The sequence below is a fragment of the Rhodobacter ferrooxidans genome (genome assembly GCF_000176015.1).
GTDB lineage: Bacteria > Pseudomonadota > Alphaproteobacteria > Rhodobacterales > Rhodobacteraceae > Pseudorhodobacter_B > Pseudorhodobacter_B ferrooxidans.
The window spans coordinates 231,148-248,248 of sequence record NZ_ACYY01000002.1 but is presented as its reverse complement, the minus strand read 5'-3'; the positions used below and the strand labels follow the sequence as shown (position 1 = coordinate 248,248).

Here is a 17,101-nt window from a genome sequence, read left to right as displayed (position 1 = left end):
GGACACTTCGGGTTAATTTGATTCAAACTTTCGGCTTCTTCTCTGGAAACCGGCGCTCCGCGCGTTCAGGCCTGAAACGCTCCACTGGAGCGTTTCCGAGACGGCCTTCACCCCCGCCGCAGGCTCCGACCGTTCAGCCTCAAACCCGGTTCGGCACCTCGGCGCCGTCAAACAAAGCCACCAGATTGGCCACCGCCATCAGCCCCATGGCCGTGCGCACCTCCAGCGCCGCGGTGCCCAGATGCGGCAGCAGCGTCACGTTTTCCAGCGCAATCAGGGCCGCAGGCACCTTCGGCTCGAACTCATAGACATCCAGCCCCGCCCCGGCGATCAATCCGGCCTGCAAGGTCGCCACCAAGGCGCCTTCATCCACCACATCGCCGCGCGAGATGTTGATGAAAATCCCCGAGGACTGCATCGCCGCGAATTCATTGATGCCGATCAGATGATGCGTGGCCGCCCCCCCGGGCACCGCCACCACCACGAAATCCGCCGCCATCGCCTGCGCCAGGCCGACCTGCGTCGCCGGAACCCCCACATCGGCCAGCGCCGAGCGGTTGTGGAACACCACCGTCATGCCAAAGCCGAAATGACAGCGCCGGGCGATTGCCTTGCCAATCCGGCCCATGCCGATGATGCCCACCGTCTTGCCGGTGACATGGGCGCCCAGCATCTGCACCGGCCCCCAGCCTTGCCACCTGCCCGCACGCAGCAACCGCTCGCCCTCGCCCGCCCGCCGCGCCGTCATCAGGATCAGCGTCAGCGCGATATCGGCGGTGGCGTCGGTGACGGCACCGGGCGTGTTCGATACCACCACGCCGGCCGCCCGCGCGGCTTCGGCGTCGATATGGTTGTAGCCCACCCCGAAATTCGCCAGAATCCGGGCGCGGGGCTGCGGCACATCGGCAAAAACCGCGGCATCAAAGCGATCGCCAAGCGTCGGCAGCACCGCATCGAAATCGCGCAAAGCGTCGCGCAACTCCTCGGCATCCAGCGGTGCTGTTTCGTCGCGCAGGGTGACCTCAAAGGCCGCCTCTGCCGCCTCCATCACCTCGTCCGGCAAGCGCCGGGTGATCAGAAGCGCCGGTTTCAAAACAGTTTCCCCCCCAAGGGCACGTCATGGCCGGGGCCGATCAGCACCACCTCGCCCGCTGCATCCGGCAGGCCCAGCACCAGCACTTCCGACATGACCTTGCCGATCTGCCGGGGCGGAAAGTTCACCACCGCCAGCACCTGCCGCCCGATCAATTCCTCGGGCGCATAGTGCACGGTGATCTGCGCCGACGAACGTTTCTCGCCGATCTCCGGCCCGAAATCGAGCCACAGCTTGTAGGCGGGCTTGCGCGCCTCCGGGTAGGGCTCGGCCCTGGTGATCCGGCCCACGCGAATATCGACCTTCTCGAAATCGGCGTAAGTGATCACTTGCCCAGCTCCCGCCCGCGATCCGCCGCCGCCTTCACTGCCCGCCGCAGCAAGGGCGGAAAGCCGGTCTCGGCGTCCATCAGCACCGCCAAGGCCGCCGCCGTGGTGCCGCCGGGCGAGGTGACGTTGATGCGCAACTGCGTCGGGTCTTCCGGCCCCAGCCGCGCCAGCTCGCCTGCCCCCGCCACGGTTTCCAGCGCCAGTTGCGCCGCCAGCGCTGCAGGCAGGCCCTGCGCCTCGCCCGCGGCCGCCATCGCCTCGATCAGGTGGAACACATAGGCGGGGCCAGAGCCGGATACCGCCGTCACCGCATCCATCTGATGCTCGCCGTCCAGCCGCACCACCTTGCCCACCGCCGAAAGCAACGCCTCGGCCAGTGCCATGTCGCCTTCGGTCGCCACCGCATTGCCGCAGATCGCGGTGATGCCACGCGTTACTGCCGCCGGGGTGTTGGGCATGGCGCGGATGATCGGTGTCCCCACCCCAAGCACCTTTTCATAATAGGCAATTGTGGTGCCCGCCGCGACCGACAGGAACAGCGTCGCCCCACCGCCCAAGGCCGCCAGCGAGGGCAAAGCCTCGGCCATCATCTGCGGCTTCACCGCCACCAGCACGATGGCCGGCGCTTCGGGGAGGCCTGCGTTCAGATGCACGCCGGTGCCGCGCAACCACGCGCTCGGATGCGGCTCCTGCACCCAGACCGAGGCTGCGGGCAACCCCTGCCGCAACCAGCCCGCCAGCATCGCAGAACCCATCTTGCCGCAACCCAGCAGCACCAGCCCCTGACGGCCCACCTTGTCGAAATTCATCCGCAATCCCCGCGCTTGTTCGCGACAAGGTTAGGCGGGTGCCGCATCTGCCGCAAGGGCGCGTCAGGCCCGGCCGTAAGCCTCGGCAATCGCCACCTTCATTGCGTCGGCGGGGGTTTTCTCGGCCCAGGACACCAGTTGGAACGCCGGATAGAACCGCTCCGACGCCAGCACAGCATCGGAGATCAGCGTGTCGATCTGTTCGATATTGGCCATCTGCCCGCCCGCCAGCGTCAGCCCATAGCGCCAGACCATCAGCTTTTGCTCGGTCCAATAGGTGAAGCAGCCGGTCCAGACCATGTCGTTGCAGCGGTTCAGCACATCGTAAAGCTCGCCCATGCGGTGCAGCGGCGGCTCCATCTCGAAGGTGCAGATCAGCCGCAGGGTTTCGTCCTGCGCCGACCACGCGAGCGTCAGCGCATAGGTGCGCCACTGGCCTTCCACCGCCATGGCGATCTGGTCGGGGGTGACGCGGTCAAACTCCCAATCATGGTCGGCGGCCAGCGATTCCACCATGTCGATCGGGTGCAGGTCATCGCCTGACAGGTATTCTTCGGAAAGCGACATCGCCCGGCCTCACTATTAAGCCTCTGGCGGGAAACGACCCACTAGAAGCTGGGTGTCTGGCAAGGCACAGCGTTTGCCGAACTGCACCTATACTAGATATGGTGTGACCAAAGCGGAACCCTGTAAAGTGATTTCTGCAGAAATCTTCTGTGGGTAAGTTTGGCGCGTGTGTGGCTCGCCACCCGAGTTGGCACACTTTGACAACCGAGTTGGCAGCAAGCGAAATGTATCGTCGTTGAACTACTTTTCGGCCACGGCCGAGCTTGTAGAGGGGTTGAACGGGGTGTTCAACGGGGCATCAAGGCCGCCAGTGTGGCTCGCCACCAGAATTGGCAAAAGAACCTGCTGCGGAGTTGTGCCATCGCCACCAAGGGCGTGAGCTCGGCTGCAGAATGTCATGCCTACTGGCCGACACCCATGATCGGAAGGTCGATCACTGGTGTCAGACGCTCTCGACGGTGCGACGATACGACACCCAAACTGCGCATGGGCCATTCAGGTTATTCTTGCTGGTCGTAGACTCCGCCTGCATCCTCTCCCTAATTGGCCTAGGGATTCGGGGGTAGACGTTGAGTTTTTTTCGTGACGAGGAAATCGGTGCGTTGGCCATTCGCCGGATGGTGTTGCACGTCGTCGGCCGAGAACGCCCCATAGCGTTGCAGCCGGAGATCGATGGTGTCGAGCATTTGGAGTTCTTCTTGGCTCGAATACGCGAAGTTTCATCTAGCCCCGTCCATGAGTTTGCCGACCTATCACCAACTAAAGCTCTGATCGAAAAGATCGCAAGAAACGAGGTCGACTTCGCGGCAGGGGCGTTCGAACTGGCAAGGCGCTTTTCAGAAGCTCATGACGGCTCTAGCAGCGATGGTGCATTCTTCGTTGTGGAACTTGGTTGCGGGGATCCAGCGACGGCGTTCTTCTGCCTCATCAAGTATGACTACCGCTCGGTCGTTGAGCTGGCGCATGACGGCGAACGCAACATCCTGCGCGAGATAGTCCAAGCATTCGTGCGGGAAAAGCGAGCGATCCAGAAATGTTGCACAGTTCGCGTCACGAACGGCGATGCAGAAGCCGCCGTTTCGGCCGTCGATCGCATGGGCAACGCGCCGGATCTCACTAGGTACTTCGCGGTCTACTTGGATGTGACAAGACACCGAGATCAGGAGGAGTTGAGCACCAAACTCAGCGAAGCTCTCCGCAAGACGTTCATTGCGTGTTCGAATGACGTCCCAAACCTCAACCTGGGAGATGCAGTAGGGATTGCAAAGGGCATCCTCCAGAGACGAGAGCAAGTGGATGAGGACGCGGTCCTCGAGGCAGTTCGGATCGCCGTCGGGAACCCTGAGGACGAATCGGTGCGTTCTGAGATAGACAAGAAGGCCACGCGCGCGCTACGCACGGCTAACTTGGAGGGGTTGACCTTCCGACCGGATGATAAATTCTTTCGTACTCGCCCCCGAAGGAAATTGAAGACACAGGAAGATGTGACGATCGACTATCCCGGCGAACTTGAAGGCAAGGCCGTGTTCAAGGAACATAGAGCGGAGGGGGGATGGACGTTCACCATCATCACGGACGGGGAATTGGCGAAGGATGAGACCATCTCCAGCAAAGCTCGCTGACCTTCTGGACTCATGGGCGGGTGCGGGCCGTGCTGCGGTCATTGAGACTGGGGCGGAGGTACTGGTAAAGAATCTGACGCTCTCTCAAGCTCAGGAGCTTTTCCAGTTCTCGGACGAGGCATCCCTGCACACTGTTGCTGTAGATACGGGTGGGGAGGAGACCGGAATCGACGGGCTTGTAGAGGCATTCGCCCCTTTTGAGATGCGGATATCCAAGCCGACGGGTGGGTACACACATATCTTGACTGCTACCGCGCTCAGGGACTGGCTGAGAAATGATCGGCGAGATGGCCAGAGCGTCCTCGCCATTCCCGGTATCGACGTTCCTGTCGATACTCTTTCAATGCGCCTCGCTCCCTGGGGGGACGAGTCCGAATTCATCCCCACTCGTATTGATGCCAATCCGAGAAAACTGGTTCGTGAGACAGGCGATTCCCGCATGGTGGTGAGTGACCTGAGCCCATGGCTCCTTCGAGATCAAGATTTGGTCCTTAATGCACCGAGTCCGCACGTTCAGGCTTGGTGTGACCTGTCAGCAGTTCGCTTGACACATTGTCTCGCTGATGAAGTCGATCACGATGGGCGGTTCAGCTTCAGGGGTCCGCCTGTTGTCCGGTTTGGCCAGGCGACCGGAATGAAGCGGTTGGAGCCGGTCGATTTCCGGTCCCTTCAGACACTGGCCATGTGGGTTTACGACAACAACTCTGACGCCGAGACGCGGCGATCGCTCGTTGCAGCGGAGATCGCAAGATCTGCCTTTCCGGACGAAGAACCGGCGAGAATTGCCGCGCTTGCCCCAAACTTCCTCGAGGGCGCCAGAATTGCTCACCAAGTCGGCCTCAACAAGGTCAGCTTAGACACACTGAGAGCGCTGGCTGATCTGCGGAAGACTGTTTCGGACGAAACTGCTCGGTTTTCGGAGGCCACACGGCAACTTTCTACCAGCGTTGCTGGTGCAGTGTTCACCGGGATAGGGGTGATGGCTGCTCGCCTCTCCCTTCCGGTGGAAGGGACCGCCTTCAGCGTCGCTGTCTTCGTTGTTGGTGTTGTATTGTTGCTTTACGTTTGGGCGGTGATTTGGAATGGCTATCGCTTTATGGCCATCCAAAAGCAGCTCAGGTTGGACTGGCGTCAGAGACTATATCGCTACCTCCAAAAAGAAGAATATGACCTTCTGGTCACCTCACCGGCGGAATCTGCGGAGCGCGCATATACTTGGGCCGCTCGGTTTGCGATCGCCATTGCAGTATTCTTGCTTCTTGGGTTGTCCGTCGTTGCATTTTCCGACGCTTTCAGCGCCGCCCTAAGGGGTGAAGCAATGACAGATTTGCCAGTGACTGGCACCAGCGCGGCACCCTGAACCGTCGGGCATCTGACGATCGAGTGCAAACTGTCGCAGGTCCAAGCTACTGATCCACCCGCCCATCGCCCGCCCTATCCTTCGGCACCCGCCAGGGGTTCAGCTTGCAGACCATGGGTTCACGCGCTACTTCCAAAGATGCGCAGCGGGGCCGGGGAAGGCGAGCCGTCCCAGATATCTTGAAGCCGTGCTGAAAACCGCTTCTCGCGCTGCGCACCTCCGCCGATGCCAAGCGGCTTCTTCAGCTCGGCCCGTCCAGCCCCAGCGGCCAGTTCGAGATCAGCACCTCGGCCCGGTCTGGCGACGCCCCGCCTGCGCCGATCGTGTAGGTGGTTTTCACCTCGCGGAACTCGAATCCGGCGAAGGTTTCACGCACCCCTTTAACGTCGTTTAAAGACAGGATGAAACGCCCCTTCAAAGCCCCCAGAACCGCCGCCAGGCCCTCGAACCGCTCGCGGCTGAACAGCGCCTTGCCGTAGTCGGCCTCGCAGCCCCAGTAGGGCGGATCGAGGTAGAACAGCACCTCCGGCCGATCGACCCTGCGGATGAATTCGGCGAAGTCGAGGCAGGTCACCGTCACCCCCGAAAGCCGGGTGTGCAGCGCCTCCAGGTCGGACTGCAGCGTGGTCAGGTTGAACCGCGCGGGCCTATCCACCGCCAGCCCGAAATTGCGCCCCGAAACCTTGCCGCCGAACGCGCAGCGCTGCAGATACAGGAACCGCGCTGCCCGCTGCATGTCGGTCAGGGTGTCGGGGTCAACCCCCACCAGCCGGTTGAAGTTCGCCTGCGTGGTGATCTGGAATCGCAGCATGTCCAGAAAGGGCACGTAGTGCTCCTGCAGCACCCGGAACAGGTTGTAGATGTCGCGCCCGGCATCGTTGATGAACTCGGCCTGGGGCCGCATCGAGCGGCGCAGGAAGATGCCGCCCATGCCCACGAAAGGCTCGGCATAGGTGCGGTGCCGGTCGTCGGCATCGATGATGGCGCAGATGCGTTTCGCCAGGTTGCGCTTGCCGCCCAGCCAGGGGGCGATGGGGCGCACGGGGGCGACGGATGTTAACTCGGTCTTCATGGGAATCAGTGCCTCAATGGGCGGCCCGCAAGGGCGGTGCGGCCATAAGGTGATACTGGTCGGCGGGGGGTTCTTTGCTCGTTAACCCCGTGTCTGGGGGGTGTTCCACCACCCCCCGGCCTCCCTTGCAGGGAAGGCCTGATCGATCACTCGGTCAGTTGCACCAACCCGAGTCGGGCCAGCACATCGGCGAAATGCGCCGCCCCATCGGCCCCGGGGCGGACATCGACCACCAGCACTGCCAGCAGCGGCTGCGCCTCGGCCGGGGGGGCTGTCAGCATCTGGGTAAACACCTGATCCACCTGCGCGCGGCAGCCGAAATGCGTGGCCGGGGCCGCACCAGTCGGCGACAGCGCCACTGAATAGTTGCCCGGCCCCCAGCCCATCGCCAGCCCCAGCGCATCCCGGCCGCACGTTGGGCGGCAGGCAGGATCAGCACGGCAGAAAACTCGAACCCGCTCATGCCGCCACCCCGCTCTTGCGCGCCAGATACCGTTCCGTTTTGACGATTTCCGACGTGGTAGAAGACGCACCCCGCAGGGCCAGCCCATACAGCCGCCCGTTGAACGGCAAAGACGTGCCGCCGCGCCGCCCGATGTAAAGCGCGTGGTTGCCGAATGTGCCGGTGCCCTGATCCGCGATGCCATGCGGGTCGAAGGCTCGAAGACCTATGTGCGCTGCCACCGCCGCGACGCAGTGGATGCGCCATGGCAGCCGGTCAGCATCGATCTGGCGAAGGCGTGACGGCTAATACTTGAACCCCAACCCGAAAAGGAGACAACCATGAAAATCATCAGTACTGACACGATTGCCGACGCCATCGCCCAAGAGCCTGGCGCACTTCTGCAAATTCTGGGCGTCATCGCGACGGCCCATGAAGACCCCGTTGGTGACGAGGAAGTGAACCTCAGCAGTTTCGACAATTTCCTTTCGCGTGTCGCCACCGCGGCCAACCTTTCGCACGGCTGCCTGTGCATCCCGCATTTTCTGCGGCAATTTGCAGATGTCGTCGAAAGCCGCATGCGGGACCAGGTCGCCGAGGTTCATGCGAATCATCCGGAATTCTTTCTGGGTGAGAGCAGCGTTGACCGGCATTTGTACTTGCGGCTGATGAACCCGGTGCCGGTCTGGGTCGTCGATCAGGAAAGAACGGATGATTTTCGCGCCGCGTTGGCGAAGCGGGCGGCGGAAGAAGTTGACGATATGCCTGACGAGTCGAAGGCGTGACGGCCATGACGAACAAGCTGGCCGACCTCAACGACCACCTGTTCGCGCAGCTGGAGCGGCTGCGCGACGAAACCCTGACGCCCGAGCAGATCGCCACCGAGGTGAAGCGGGCCGGGGCCATCGTGGATCTGGCGGACCAGATCACCGAGGCCTCGAAGCTTCGGCTGGCGGACTGGCATGTCTACCAGGTGCTGACCAAGCGCAGCTCGCTGATGCGCAATTACATCCGCAGTCGCTATTATGGCGGGCGCGTCCCGCGCCATATCTGGCTTGGGGTGTCGGTCGAGAACGCGGCGCACAAGAGCCGGATCGATCACCTGAAGGAAACAAATTCAGAAGCCAGGTTTGTCTCATTCGAGCGCTTGCTGGGTCAGATTGGTGACGTTGACTTGAAGGGCATTGCCTGGGCGATCGTGGGCGGCGAGAGCGGCCCAGGTGCACGAGTCATGGAGGGAGAGTGGGCAACCGAACTGCGCTTGATTTGCGATCGAGACGGGGTAGCCTTTTTCTTCAAGCAATGGGGTGGGGCGCGACCGAAATCGGGTGGTCGTCTGCTTGACGGCGAAGAGTGGAATGGCTTCCCGACCGACATCGTCCCGCAGGCAATCCGTGACGCGATCACGGGTTGACCCGATACCCTTGCCAGTTGTCTGATCGGACAATTGGAATCGGGAATGGTGCATGGTCAAGAAGTCGCATTTAGAAAACACCGTTGGCCCGTGGGCAAGAGAGAAACTCGAGGCCCTCGAAAAGTACCTCAGATTTTACTGTTCAGTCCTTCAGAATCCGCGCCTGAAGCTTGTCTATATTGATGGATTTGCGGGCGCTCCGGTTACAACGCTTCGGGGGATTTCAGCCACAAAGAGCAAGGGCTTCCTCGACGATGACCAGCCTGAGGATCAGGCTGAGTTCGTAATGGGCTCGCCCATCCGTGCGCTGGATATCGAGAAGGGATTTGATCGGCATTACTTCTTCGACCTTGATGACCGGCGCGTCGCCGAGCTTGAAGAACTCAAGCCGGTGTGGCCAAAGAAGTGGATCTATGTCCAGGTGGGCGATGCCAACGAGCGAATTCGGGCGTTGATGCAGAAGATCGGCGGGTTTGGCGATGTCAAAGGCGTTGCCTTTCTCGACCCTTACGGGCCACACCTTGAATGGGCAACGCTCGAAGCGCTGGCCGCCACCCGGAAGTTCGAAGTGATCGTCAACCTGCCCATCCACATGGCAATAAACAGGCTGCTCGCCAAGAACGTCGATCGGAACCCCGAATGGGAGGAGATGATTGATCGCTGCTTTGGCACACCAGACTGGCGGCGCATTGTCTACCCTGAGCACCTAACCCTGTTCGGGGAGATCGAGACCCCGAAGGCAGAGGGTGTCCCCCGCATGCTGCTCGCGCTCTATGTCGAACGTCTCAGGGACATCTTCCCATGCGTGGCAACCCCTCGGTTGATCCGCGACACTCAGAAGAAGCCGCTTTACTATTTGCTTTGGGCTGGCCCTCACGCCAAAGGGAAACAGGGTGCCGAGTATATTTTGGGATACGGAGAGAAGCTCGCGAAGAAGCGTCGCTTTTGAAATCGGCTGCCGTGGCCTCAATCCATCCCTGCTGGCCTGCGCAGGCAACGCCTTCATGGTGCGTTCAGACTTGCCGTCCAACACCTACCCGATGATCGAAAATTCGTTTGCTGCCAACTCGGTTGTCAAAGTGTGCCAACTCGGGTGGCGAGCCACAGCGCGCCACCCGAGTTGGCTGGAAACGGGTTTTCCATACGGCCCGAATGTCAGGTCGGTCGCAGGGGCCATTTCGCGCGCTGGAATGGCCGCGCCGGGGTCAGTGCGCAGCGGTTCACCCGGGATGATTTTGCGGCGGCAAGACTTTTTTCCGCGCTGTGGGCCAAAAAAAACGGCCATGGCAGTGAATATCTGCCATGGCCGTTTCGGGTAGGCGACCAGCCCCCTAGCCACCTACACGTCTTGCGGGACTGGCCGCACAGGCTTTGCGCCATCCCCTTTAGCGTGAGCCGAGCAAACATCGAAGCGATGATCAAGGCAACTGACCAAGGTCTGGCATAGAGTGCATATTGTTCAGACTTAGGGCCGAATTCCGCAGCCAACCGCACAACTGATTTCCTTAACATACTGTTTTGGAATGGTTTCCTGTTTCGCAATCATCTTGATGAGTGTCAGTATCCTGCCCGCCAATGGCTTGGCTTCAGACCTTGGCCCGTCGGGTTCCGCGGACCAAGGTCTGCTTTGGGTTGAGTATTGGTCTGAGCAAACCCGGCAATGGTCCGCAGCGACTTTGCACCCGCAGCATTGGGTGTCACATCACGAAGATATCCGGCATCGCGTTCCGGTCCGCCAAAAAGGAGATGACAATGCGTGTGACCCAGAGCCTCGCTTCCCGCCTGTTCGCAACCAGCCTCGCGTCCATCGCAGCCTTCGGGCTGCTGGGCGCACCGACTTTGGCGCAGGCTGCCGCCGAAGCCGACGCTGCCACCGCAGCGCCATCCCCTTCGGTGATGCGGGTGCTGCATTTCAAGAACTGGATCGAAGTGACCATGACCGATGGCAGCTATGAACAGATCAAGAATGGCTTCTATCAGCACATCGACGCTGCCGGAACGGTGCTGGAAATCCGCGCCGCCACATCGACGGACATCACCCGTTTGCTGGCGATGTAATCTGACACCAGAATCTGAAGAACTGCGCCCCGGATCAGGAATGGTCCGGGGTGCAGTTTTTTCATGGCTGCGCGTCACAGTGCGTGCTGGCCGCGAGTCGCGCCGCAACGCCTCAGCGACCACCTGACGACCTTGTCACCCCGCTTTTTGGCCGGCTTCAGACCTTGGTCTGAGTCAATCACCAGACCAACGACCCGGGCATTTTGGGTGGAAGTCTGATCAGCTTCCGCAAAGGTCGTGTGCCGGTATTTTCGCAAAACTCGTTGTGCCATCAAGACTCATCCCCGGCACAACGCCGGATAACCAACCGGAGAACACCATGACCAAGACCCTGAAATCCCCGTCGCGCCTGATCACCCTGTTCTGCACCACCGCCTTCGTGGCCATCATGCCGCTCAGCCTTCATGTCAACGTCAAGACCGGTGCCCTTGATGTCGTGTCGTCGGTGGCATTCGCCGACAATGACGGCGGGAACGACAGCGGCTCGGACGACCACGGTTCGGACGACAATGGTTCGGACGACCATGGCTCGGCCGGCCACGGTTCGGACGACAACGGTTCGGACGACAACGGTTCGGACGACAACGGTTCGGACGACCACGGATCGGACGACAACGGTTCCGACGACAACGGCACCGACGACAATATGGACGGTCTGGACGATTCGACGGGCACTTCGGTTTCTGGCAGCACCTCGGGCTCTGGCGCGACTGCGGTTTCGGTGATCAACCTGCGCCGCTTTGCCAATGGCATTGAAGTCGAATTGAGCGATGGTTCGGTGGAATCGATCATTGATGGCACCTACACCCGCCGGAGCGCATCGGGCGCAGTTGTCGAAAACCATGCCGCCACGCGCGCTAACATCGACCGTCTGTCCGGTCTCTGATAGACTGGCAAAACAAGGTGCCCCGGACCGATGTGGTCCGGGGCAGGGTTTTTCTGCCTGGAATTGAAATGAATCGCCGGCTGATCCATCTTCTTCTGCTTTCGGCTGTTCTCGCTTCGGCGGGAGATCTCGTTTGCAGCGGTTGGAAGCCCGGAACCGGCGCGGTCTTTGCCGGTGGCAGCGACGACGGGTCAGATCACAGCGACCATGATAGCGGCGGTTCTTCCGGCGATGACCACGACAGCGATCGTGACGGAAATGACGATCAGTCTGACCAGAACGACAGTTCGGGTAACGACGGCGGATCGGATGATGGCGGCTCCGACGACGGCGGTTCCGATGACGGTGGCTCCGACGACGGGGGCTCCGACGACGGGGGCTCCGATGACGGCGGTTCCGATGACGGCGGATCAGACGGCAGCGACGCGTCCCGCGGTGGGTCTGGAGGTGATGCGGTCACGCTGAACCTCAATGGCGCTGATGGCATCCGCCTGTTTTTCAACAACGGCAGCATGGAACGTATTCTGGCCGGCACCTATCAACGGATCGACCGCCGGGGCCGGATACTGGAAAGTCGGCCTGCCACCCGCACCGAGCGCAATCGCCTGCGCGCGATCAGTTCGAATGTCCGGGCTGCCGCCAGTGACGGTGTGACCAGCGTGGTTACGGTCAACGCCTCGCGCCAGCGCGTCGAGATCGTGGACGTTGCCGGTTGGCGGGAAATGCTCGACAAGGACCGTTATGTGCTGACCGACCCCAACGGCAACGTGGTGACCCGCCGCAAAGCCAGCAAGAAAGACGTCGCCCGCGTCCTGAAGATGCTTGGCCGGAATTGACTGACACTGCAGCCGGCAACTGCGGTTGCCGCCGACTGCTGAGCCTGATCAGGCCTCCACCTTTCCCGACCGCAGCGCCCGCCGCCGCGCCATGGCATCGGCGCGGGCGTCGGCGCGATCGGCCATCGCTTGCGGCGTTTCGGCGGGTTTGCTGCCCCCCCCCAGATGCGCCGCCAGCGCCGACAACACCGGATAGCGGAAGATGTCGGTGATCGAGTGTTTTGGCAAGCCAAGCGTCTGGCTGATCTCGCGATGCACCTGCACCGCCAGCAGCGAATGGCCACCCAGCGCAAAGAAATTGTCGCGTGCACCGACCTTCGGCACGTTCAGCACCCGCGACCAGATCGCGGCAATCTGCGCCTCGATCCCCAGGTCCGGCGCCTGATAGGCCTCGGTCACCATCGCCGCCTGCGGGGCGGGCAAGGCCTTGCGGTCCAGCTTGCGGTTGGGGGTCAGCGGCATCGCGGGCAGGACCACGAAGTGGGCCGGGACCATATGCGCCGGAAGCGCAGCGCCCAGACCCGAGCGTAGCGAGGCCTCCGTCGCCGTGCCCACCAGATAGGCCACCAACCGCAGATCGCCGGGCGTATCCTCGCGCGCCAGCACCGCAGCCTGAGTGACCCCCGGCTGCGCCTCCAAAGCCGCTTCGATCTCGCCCAACTCGATCCGGTAGCCGCGCAGTTTCACCTGATGGTCGCTGCGGCCAAGGAACTCCAGCTTGCCATCGGCGCGCAGCCGCACCAGATCGCCGGTCTTGTACATCCGGGCACCCCAGGGCGTCGCATGGTCGGCGGGCACGAAGGGATCGGGCCGGAAGGCATCCGCCGTCAGATCGTCGCGCCGCCAGTAGCCGCGCGCCACACCGTCGCCGCCGATCCACAATTCGCCCGGGCTGCCCACCGGCACCGGCTGGCGGGCGGCGTCCAGCACATACAGCCGTGTGTTGGCGATGGCGCGACCGATGCTGACCGGGCCATCCGCCTCTTTCACCGCCTCGCAGGTGGACCAGATCGTGGTTTCCGTCGGCCCATACATGTTGGTGATGCTGGCGCGCGTGGCCTTTTGCAAGTCCGCCACCAGCCCGCCCGGCAGCGCCTCGCCGCCCAGCAGCAGGTGCTTCACATGCCCCAACGCCATGCGTGACTCTTCGTTCATGTTCAGCATCCGCGCCATCGACGGGGTGCATTGCAGATGCGTCACGCCGTGGCGGATGATCTGGGCGGCGATGGAATAATCGCCCGCTTCCACCGCTTCGCCGGCATTGGCGCGGCGCAGCACTTCGGCCAGCGGGAAAAGCCCCTCCAGCACCAGCTCCGGTGCAATGCCATAGTCGATCAGGCAGGCCACCTCGGTCACGCCGATGCGTTTCAATTGCTCGACCCGATCCAGCGCGTCTTCCACCGTGCCGAACAGCCCCGAATCCTCGAAGTAGCGGTTGAAGGCGAAATCGAGAATCCCCGTCACCTCGTCACCCGTCAGGGTGCGCAGGTCGATATCCGCCGGATCGCTGATGCCCTGCGGCTTCTTGAACGCCGGGAAGGCCCAGGCGTATTGCTTGACCAGCCCGGCGGCGGCGCCCAGATAGGCCTTCATCGGGCCGATGGCGGTGGCGCGGGCCTGCTCGCGGTCGCGCGTGACATAGGTGTGCAGCATCAGCGTCACGGTGAAGTTTGCCGGGTCATGCCCGGCCTCGCGCAGCGCAGAATGGTAGATCTTGATCTTGTCCGCCACCTCGTCGATCGACTGGCCCAGAAGGTGCGTCAGCACATGCGCGCCAATCTCGCCCGCCTCGCGCCAGGTGGCGGGGTTGCCTGCGATGGTGACCCAGACCGCCAGTTCCTTTGACACCGGCCGCGGCTGGGTCTGCACCCCGAAGGTTCCGGTTTTCGTTGGGAAATCAACGGTTTCACCGCGCCACAACCGCCGCAGTTGGTCAATCGCCGCAAACATGGCCGACCGGTTGTCGGGTGGCGAGTTTTCGGGACGCAGCACAAAATCGTTGGGATGCCAGCCCGCCGCCACGCCAAGCCCGGCGCGACCATTGGTCAGGTTGTCGATCACCGCCCATTCCTCGGCCACCCGCGCGGGATGGTGCAGCGGCAGCACCACCGACCCCGCGCGCACGCCGATATTTTTCGTGACCGCCGCCACCGCAGCCCCGGTCACCGACGGGTTCGGATAGGGCCCGCCAAAGGCGTGGAAGTGGCGTTCCGGCGTCCAGACCGCACAGAAGCCGTGGTTGTCGGCAAAGCGCGCGCCTTCCAGCAGCAGTTCGTATTTCTTCGGCCCGGCGCCATCGTCGTTGCCCCAGAAATAGATCGAGAAATCCATCTTCTTGGCGGAAGAAATCCGCCCCGCCGACACCAGGGCGCGATCCTCGTCCGAGGTCAGCACCAGCTTGAAGCCGCGTGCCAGCGTCCAGAACAGTTCCAGCACCGAAATGTCGAACGACAGGCTGGTGACCGCCAGCCAGACCCCGCCCTGTGCATGGTCGATGCGGTCGTCCATGCCGGCGAAGAAGTTGATGACGTTGCGATGCTCGATCATCACGCCTTTCGGGCGACCGGTGGAGCCGGAAGTATAGATCACATAGGCCAGATCGGCCGAGGTGACGCCGCTTGCCGGATTGGTTTCCAGCGCCTCGGCCAGCCGCGGATCGGCATCCAGCGTCAGCAGTTGCGCGTCATGCGGCGGCAAGGTTTCCGCCATCGCCGCATGGGTCACCACCACCGGGGCGGCGCTGTCTTGCAGGTAAAGCGCAATGCGATCAGACGGATAGGCCGGGTCGATCGGCACATAGGCGCCGCCCGCCTTCTGGATCGCCAGCGCGCCCACCAGCAGATCAAGCCCGCGCGGCACGCACAGCGCGACCAGCGTGCCGGGTTTCACGCCCATCTGCATCAGCACATGCGCGGCACGATTGGCACGGGCGTTCAGCGCGGCATAGCTCAGGCTTTCGGCCTCGAACACCACGGCAATTGCGTCGGGGGTGCGGGAGACCTGAGATTCAAAAGCCTGATGCACGCAAAGTGAACGTTCATACGGTTTTGCCGTACGGTTCCATTGCTCCAATACTAACTCTCGTTCACTATCGGGCAAGATCGGCAGATTGGCCACCAGAGTCGCTGGCCCCGTGCTGGCCGCAGCGGCCACGAATTGCCCCAGACGGGCGGCAATAGCGCGGGCTTCGTCATCCGAAATGCGGGTGCTGTCGTAATGCAGCGCCGAAGCCGTCAGCGTCAGCACCGAGCCAGGATGCACATCCTCGCCAAAAGCCAGTGGTGGCTGGGTCAGCCCGTGCAGACGGGAATCGCGCAGCAACAGATCCAGCGCGAAAGCCGGGGTTTGCTGCGCCACCGCCCGCGCCTTGGCAAAAGCCGCCTCGGCCTCGGCCAGCGTGCCTTCGGTGCATACCCGCAGCGGCACCCAGGTGCTCAGAATCCCCGCGGCCGGCGACCCCACACCATAAGCCACATCGCAGGCGGTCTTGCCGACCAGCCGCGCCAGCCCCAGCGCCAGCAGCGCCAGCAGCGCCAGACGCCGGTCATCCGCCATCGCCCGCGGCAACGCCAGCGGCAGACGGGCATGGACCGCCGGGCCAGACCGTGCCGAGACCGGCAATTCCGCCGGGTCCAGCGCCAATAGCACCCGCCGCAGCGCCGCCTCGCCGGGCACCACCGCCGCCAAGGCCGCCGTCAGCGCCGCGGCCTCGGCCACCGAAGGCGAGGCCAGATGCGACACCGCCAGTGTCGTCGGGCAGATCTTTTCCCCGGCGGCATCACGCAAGCCCGCCAGCCGCACCGCACCGGAGCCACAGGCCACCACCAGCCCGGCCTCGGTCGCCTCCAGCACCGTGCCGGGGCTGGCCGTGCCTGCCGCCGCCTCGGCAGAGCCGACATGCAGAACCGATGCGCCGATCCTGATCTTGGCCGTGCTCAAGGGATTGAAATAACTGCCATGATCCAGCGCCCGCACCAGCGCCACCACCTTGGCGGCGGGCACGGAAAAGTCGATCAACCCCGCCGCAGCTGGCCGGTCGGCGCGGGCATAAAGATGCCGCTGCGACAGATCCTGCACCTGCCGTTTCGGCGCGCCGGTTTCCAGCGCCGTCAGCAGCGCCGGAAAGCTTTCAATCGCGGCCGCAAAGCATTTGGTGTTCAGGGTCAGCGCGGTATCGGTGGGCGCGATATCGAACAGCCGCTGCTCCAGAATGTCGCCCTCGTCCACGCCACCCGCGATCAAGTGCCAGGTGATGCCATGCCGCACCTCGCCGTTCAGAATGGCCCAGACCGGCGCGTTCAGCCCGGCATAGCGCGGCAAAGGCCCGTCGTGAAAGTTCACCGCCCCCTTGGCCAGCGCCAGCACCGCCTCGGGGATCAGCGACAGGTTGGCAATCGACAGCAGCCAATCCACCCGCAGCCCGGCCAGCCGATCCGCCAGCCCCTGCCCCGGAGCCTCTTGCCGCAGACCGCGCGCTTGCGCCCAGGCCTGCACCTCGGGGTTGCGGCTGACCAGCGCCGCGATGCTGTGGCCACGCGCCAGCAGCACCTCGGCGCACTGGATGGTCAGGGATTCATTGCCGATGACGATACTGGAAAACGGCTTCATCTTGC

The 17,101-nt window shown here is 62.9% G+C and carries 17 protein-coding genes; 9 read left to right on the top strand and 8 right to left on the bottom strand.

Annotated features, from left to right (window positions below; all coding sequences use genetic code 11):
• Positions 1-139: 139 nt before the first annotated feature.
• The 4 genes from RSW2DRAFT_RS02670 to RSW2DRAFT_RS02655 all read right to left on the bottom strand — a co-directional run bounded on the left by RSW2DRAFT_RS02670 (position 140) and on the right by RSW2DRAFT_RS02655 (position 2,798).
• Positions 140-1,093: a 2-hydroxyacid dehydrogenase gene (locus RSW2DRAFT_RS02670; protein WP_040671431.1), complete on the bottom strand. Its 954-nt coding sequence runs from the start codon at positions 1,091-1,093 to the stop codon at positions 140-142.
• Positions 1,090-1,422 carry a tRNA-binding protein gene (locus RSW2DRAFT_RS02665; RefSeq protein ID WP_008027784.1) on the bottom strand — a complete coding sequence of 111 codons (333 nt, stop codon included), beginning with the start codon at positions 1,420-1,422 and terminating at the stop codon, positions 1,090-1,092. Before RSW2DRAFT_RS02665 ends, RSW2DRAFT_RS02670 begins: the two co-directional genes overlap by 4 nt.
• Complete coding sequence (proC, locus tag RSW2DRAFT_RS02660; RefSeq protein ID WP_008027782.1) at positions 1,419-2,231, bottom strand: pyrroline-5-carboxylate reductase; 813 nt, start codon at positions 2,229-2,231, stop codon at positions 1,419-1,421. The genes RSW2DRAFT_RS02665 and proC overlap by 4 nt, the downstream gene beginning before the upstream one ends.
• 63 nt (positions 2,232-2,294) lie before the next feature.
• On the bottom strand, positions 2,295-2,798 hold the full coding sequence (locus RSW2DRAFT_RS02655; RefSeq protein ID WP_008027781.1) for a type III secretion system chaperone family protein: 504 nt from the start codon (positions 2,796-2,798) through the stop codon (positions 2,295-2,297).
• Between the two features lie 569 nt (positions 2,799-3,367).
• Between RSW2DRAFT_RS02655 and RSW2DRAFT_RS02650 the strand changes: the two genes are divergently transcribed.
• Together RSW2DRAFT_RS02650 and RSW2DRAFT_RS18175 are read left to right on the top strand one after the other, a co-directional pair.
• Complete coding sequence (locus RSW2DRAFT_RS02650) at positions 3,368-4,420, top strand: nucleoid-associated protein (RefSeq protein ID WP_040671430.1); 1,053 nt, start codon at positions 3,368-3,370, stop codon at positions 4,418-4,420.
• Between the two features lie 634 nt (positions 4,421-5,054).
• Positions 5,055-5,780 carry a hypothetical protein gene (locus tag RSW2DRAFT_RS18175; RefSeq protein WP_198008063.1) on the top strand — a complete coding sequence of 242 codons (726 nt, stop codon included), beginning with the start codon at positions 5,055-5,057 and terminating at the stop codon, positions 5,778-5,780.
• Positions 5,781-6,021: 241 nt separating this feature from the next.
• On the opposite strand, the gene RSW2DRAFT_RS02640 is transcribed toward RSW2DRAFT_RS18175, so the two are convergent.
• The 3 genes from RSW2DRAFT_RS02640 to RSW2DRAFT_RS17760 all read right to left on the bottom strand — a co-directional run bounded on the left by RSW2DRAFT_RS02640 (position 6,022) and on the right by RSW2DRAFT_RS17760 (position 7,536).
• A complete protein-coding gene (locus RSW2DRAFT_RS02640) occupies positions 6,022-6,852 on the bottom strand; it encodes a DNA adenine methylase (protein ID WP_008027778.1) in 831 nt (276 codons plus the stop codon).
• Positions 6,853-6,998: 146 nt separating this feature from the next.
• Positions 6,999-7,238, bottom strand: coding sequence for a hypothetical protein (locus tag RSW2DRAFT_RS02635; RefSeq protein ID WP_008027777.1), 240 nt, complete (start codon positions 7,236-7,238; stop codon positions 6,999-7,001).
• A 73-nt stretch (positions 7,239-7,311) separates the two neighbouring features.
• Complete coding sequence (locus RSW2DRAFT_RS17760; protein WP_156790606.1) at positions 7,312-7,536, bottom strand: hypothetical protein; 225 nt, start codon at positions 7,534-7,536, stop codon at positions 7,312-7,314.
• Here RSW2DRAFT_RS17760 and RSW2DRAFT_RS18780 point away from each other — a divergent pair.
• The 7 genes from RSW2DRAFT_RS18780 to RSW2DRAFT_RS17750 all read left to right on the top strand — a co-directional run bounded on the left by RSW2DRAFT_RS18780 (position 7,498) and on the right by RSW2DRAFT_RS17750 (position 12,488).
• Positions 7,498-7,596 carry a hypothetical protein gene (locus RSW2DRAFT_RS18780; protein WP_394295232.1) on the top strand — a complete coding sequence of 33 codons (99 nt, stop codon included), beginning with the start codon at positions 7,498-7,500 and terminating at the stop codon, positions 7,594-7,596. The genes RSW2DRAFT_RS17760 and RSW2DRAFT_RS18780 overlap by 39 nt on opposite strands.
• A 39-nt stretch (positions 7,597-7,635) precedes the next feature.
• The gene (locus RSW2DRAFT_RS02630; protein ID WP_008027776.1) at positions 7,636-8,079 is read left to right on the top strand and encodes a hypothetical protein; all 444 of its coding nucleotides are present in this window, start codon (positions 7,636-7,638) and stop codon (positions 8,077-8,079) included.
• 5 nt (positions 8,080-8,084) lie between these two features.
• Positions 8,085-8,708: a DUF5131 family protein gene (locus RSW2DRAFT_RS02625; RefSeq protein WP_008027775.1), complete on the top strand. Its 624-nt coding sequence runs from the start codon at positions 8,085-8,087 to the stop codon at positions 8,706-8,708.
• Between the two features lie 52 nt (positions 8,709-8,760).
• Positions 8,761-9,657 carry a three-Cys-motif partner protein TcmP gene (locus RSW2DRAFT_RS02620; protein ID WP_008027774.1) on the top strand — a complete coding sequence of 299 codons (897 nt, stop codon included), beginning with the start codon at positions 8,761-8,763 and terminating at the stop codon, positions 9,655-9,657.
• Positions 9,658-10,460: 803 nt separating this feature from the next.
• On the top strand, positions 10,461-10,766 hold the full coding sequence (locus RSW2DRAFT_RS17755; RefSeq protein WP_008027773.1) for a hypothetical protein: 306 nt from the start codon (positions 10,461-10,463) through the stop codon (positions 10,764-10,766).
• 319 nt (positions 10,767-11,085) lie between these two features.
• Complete coding sequence (locus RSW2DRAFT_RS17080; protein ID WP_008027772.1) at positions 11,086-11,652, top strand: hypothetical protein; 567 nt, start codon at positions 11,086-11,088, stop codon at positions 11,650-11,652.
• Positions 11,653-11,720: 68 nt separating this feature from the next.
• Complete coding sequence (locus RSW2DRAFT_RS17750) at positions 11,721-12,488, top strand: hypothetical protein (RefSeq protein ID WP_008027771.1); 768 nt, start codon at positions 11,721-11,723, stop codon at positions 12,486-12,488.
• A gap of 48 nt (positions 12,489-12,536) precedes the next feature.
• Here RSW2DRAFT_RS17750 and RSW2DRAFT_RS02600 read toward each other — a convergent pair whose 3' ends face one another.
• On the bottom strand, positions 12,537-17,096 hold the full coding sequence (locus RSW2DRAFT_RS02600; protein WP_008027769.1) for a MupA/Atu3671 family FMN-dependent luciferase-like monooxygenase: 4,560 nt from the start codon (positions 17,094-17,096) through the stop codon (positions 12,537-12,539).
• Between the last annotated feature and the right edge of the window lie 5 nt (positions 17,097-17,101).

Bases quoted from the DNA above. Each gene is read 5' to 3' on its own strand.
- proC (WP_008027782.1), bottom strand. From the start codon at position 2,231: ATGAATTTCGACAAGGTGGGCCGTCAGGGGCTGGTGCTGCTGGGTTGC.
- RSW2DRAFT_RS02655 (WP_008027781.1), bottom strand. From the start codon at position 2,798: ATGTCGCTTTCCGAAGAATACCTGTCAGGCGATGACCTGCACCCGATC.
- RSW2DRAFT_RS18175 (WP_198008063.1), top strand. From the start codon at position 5,055: ATGAAGCGGTTGGAGCCGGTCGATTTCCGGTCCCTTCAGACACTGGCC.
- RSW2DRAFT_RS02640 (WP_008027778.1), bottom strand. From the start codon at position 6,852: ATGAAGACCGAGTTAACATCCGTCGCCCCCGTGCGCCCCATCGCCCCC.
- RSW2DRAFT_RS02635 (WP_008027777.1), bottom strand. From the start codon at position 7,238: ATGGGCTGGGGGCCGGGCAACTATTCAGTGGCGCTGTCGCCGACTGGT.
- RSW2DRAFT_RS18780 (WP_394295232.1), top strand. From the start codon at position 7,498: ATGCGGGTCGAAGGCTCGAAGACCTATGTGCGCTGCCACCGCCGCGAC.
- RSW2DRAFT_RS02630 (WP_008027776.1), top strand. From the start codon at position 7,636: ATGAAAATCATCAGTACTGACACGATTGCCGACGCCATCGCCCAAGAG.
- RSW2DRAFT_RS02625 (WP_008027775.1), top strand. From the start codon at position 8,085: ATGACGAACAAGCTGGCCGACCTCAACGACCACCTGTTCGCGCAGCTG.
- RSW2DRAFT_RS02620 (WP_008027774.1), top strand. From the start codon at position 8,761: ATGGTCAAGAAGTCGCATTTAGAAAACACCGTTGGCCCGTGGGCAAGA.
- RSW2DRAFT_RS17755 (WP_008027773.1), top strand. From the start codon at position 10,461: ATGCGTGTGACCCAGAGCCTCGCTTCCCGCCTGTTCGCAACCAGCCTC.
- RSW2DRAFT_RS17080 (WP_008027772.1), top strand. From the start codon at position 11,086: ATGACCAAGACCCTGAAATCCCCGTCGCGCCTGATCACCCTGTTCTGC.
- RSW2DRAFT_RS17750 (WP_008027771.1), top strand. From the start codon at position 11,721: ATGAATCGCCGGCTGATCCATCTTCTTCTGCTTTCGGCTGTTCTCGCT.
- RSW2DRAFT_RS02600 (WP_008027769.1), bottom strand. From the start codon at position 17,096: ATGAAGCCGTTTTCCAGTATCGTCATCGGCAATGAATCCCTGACCATC.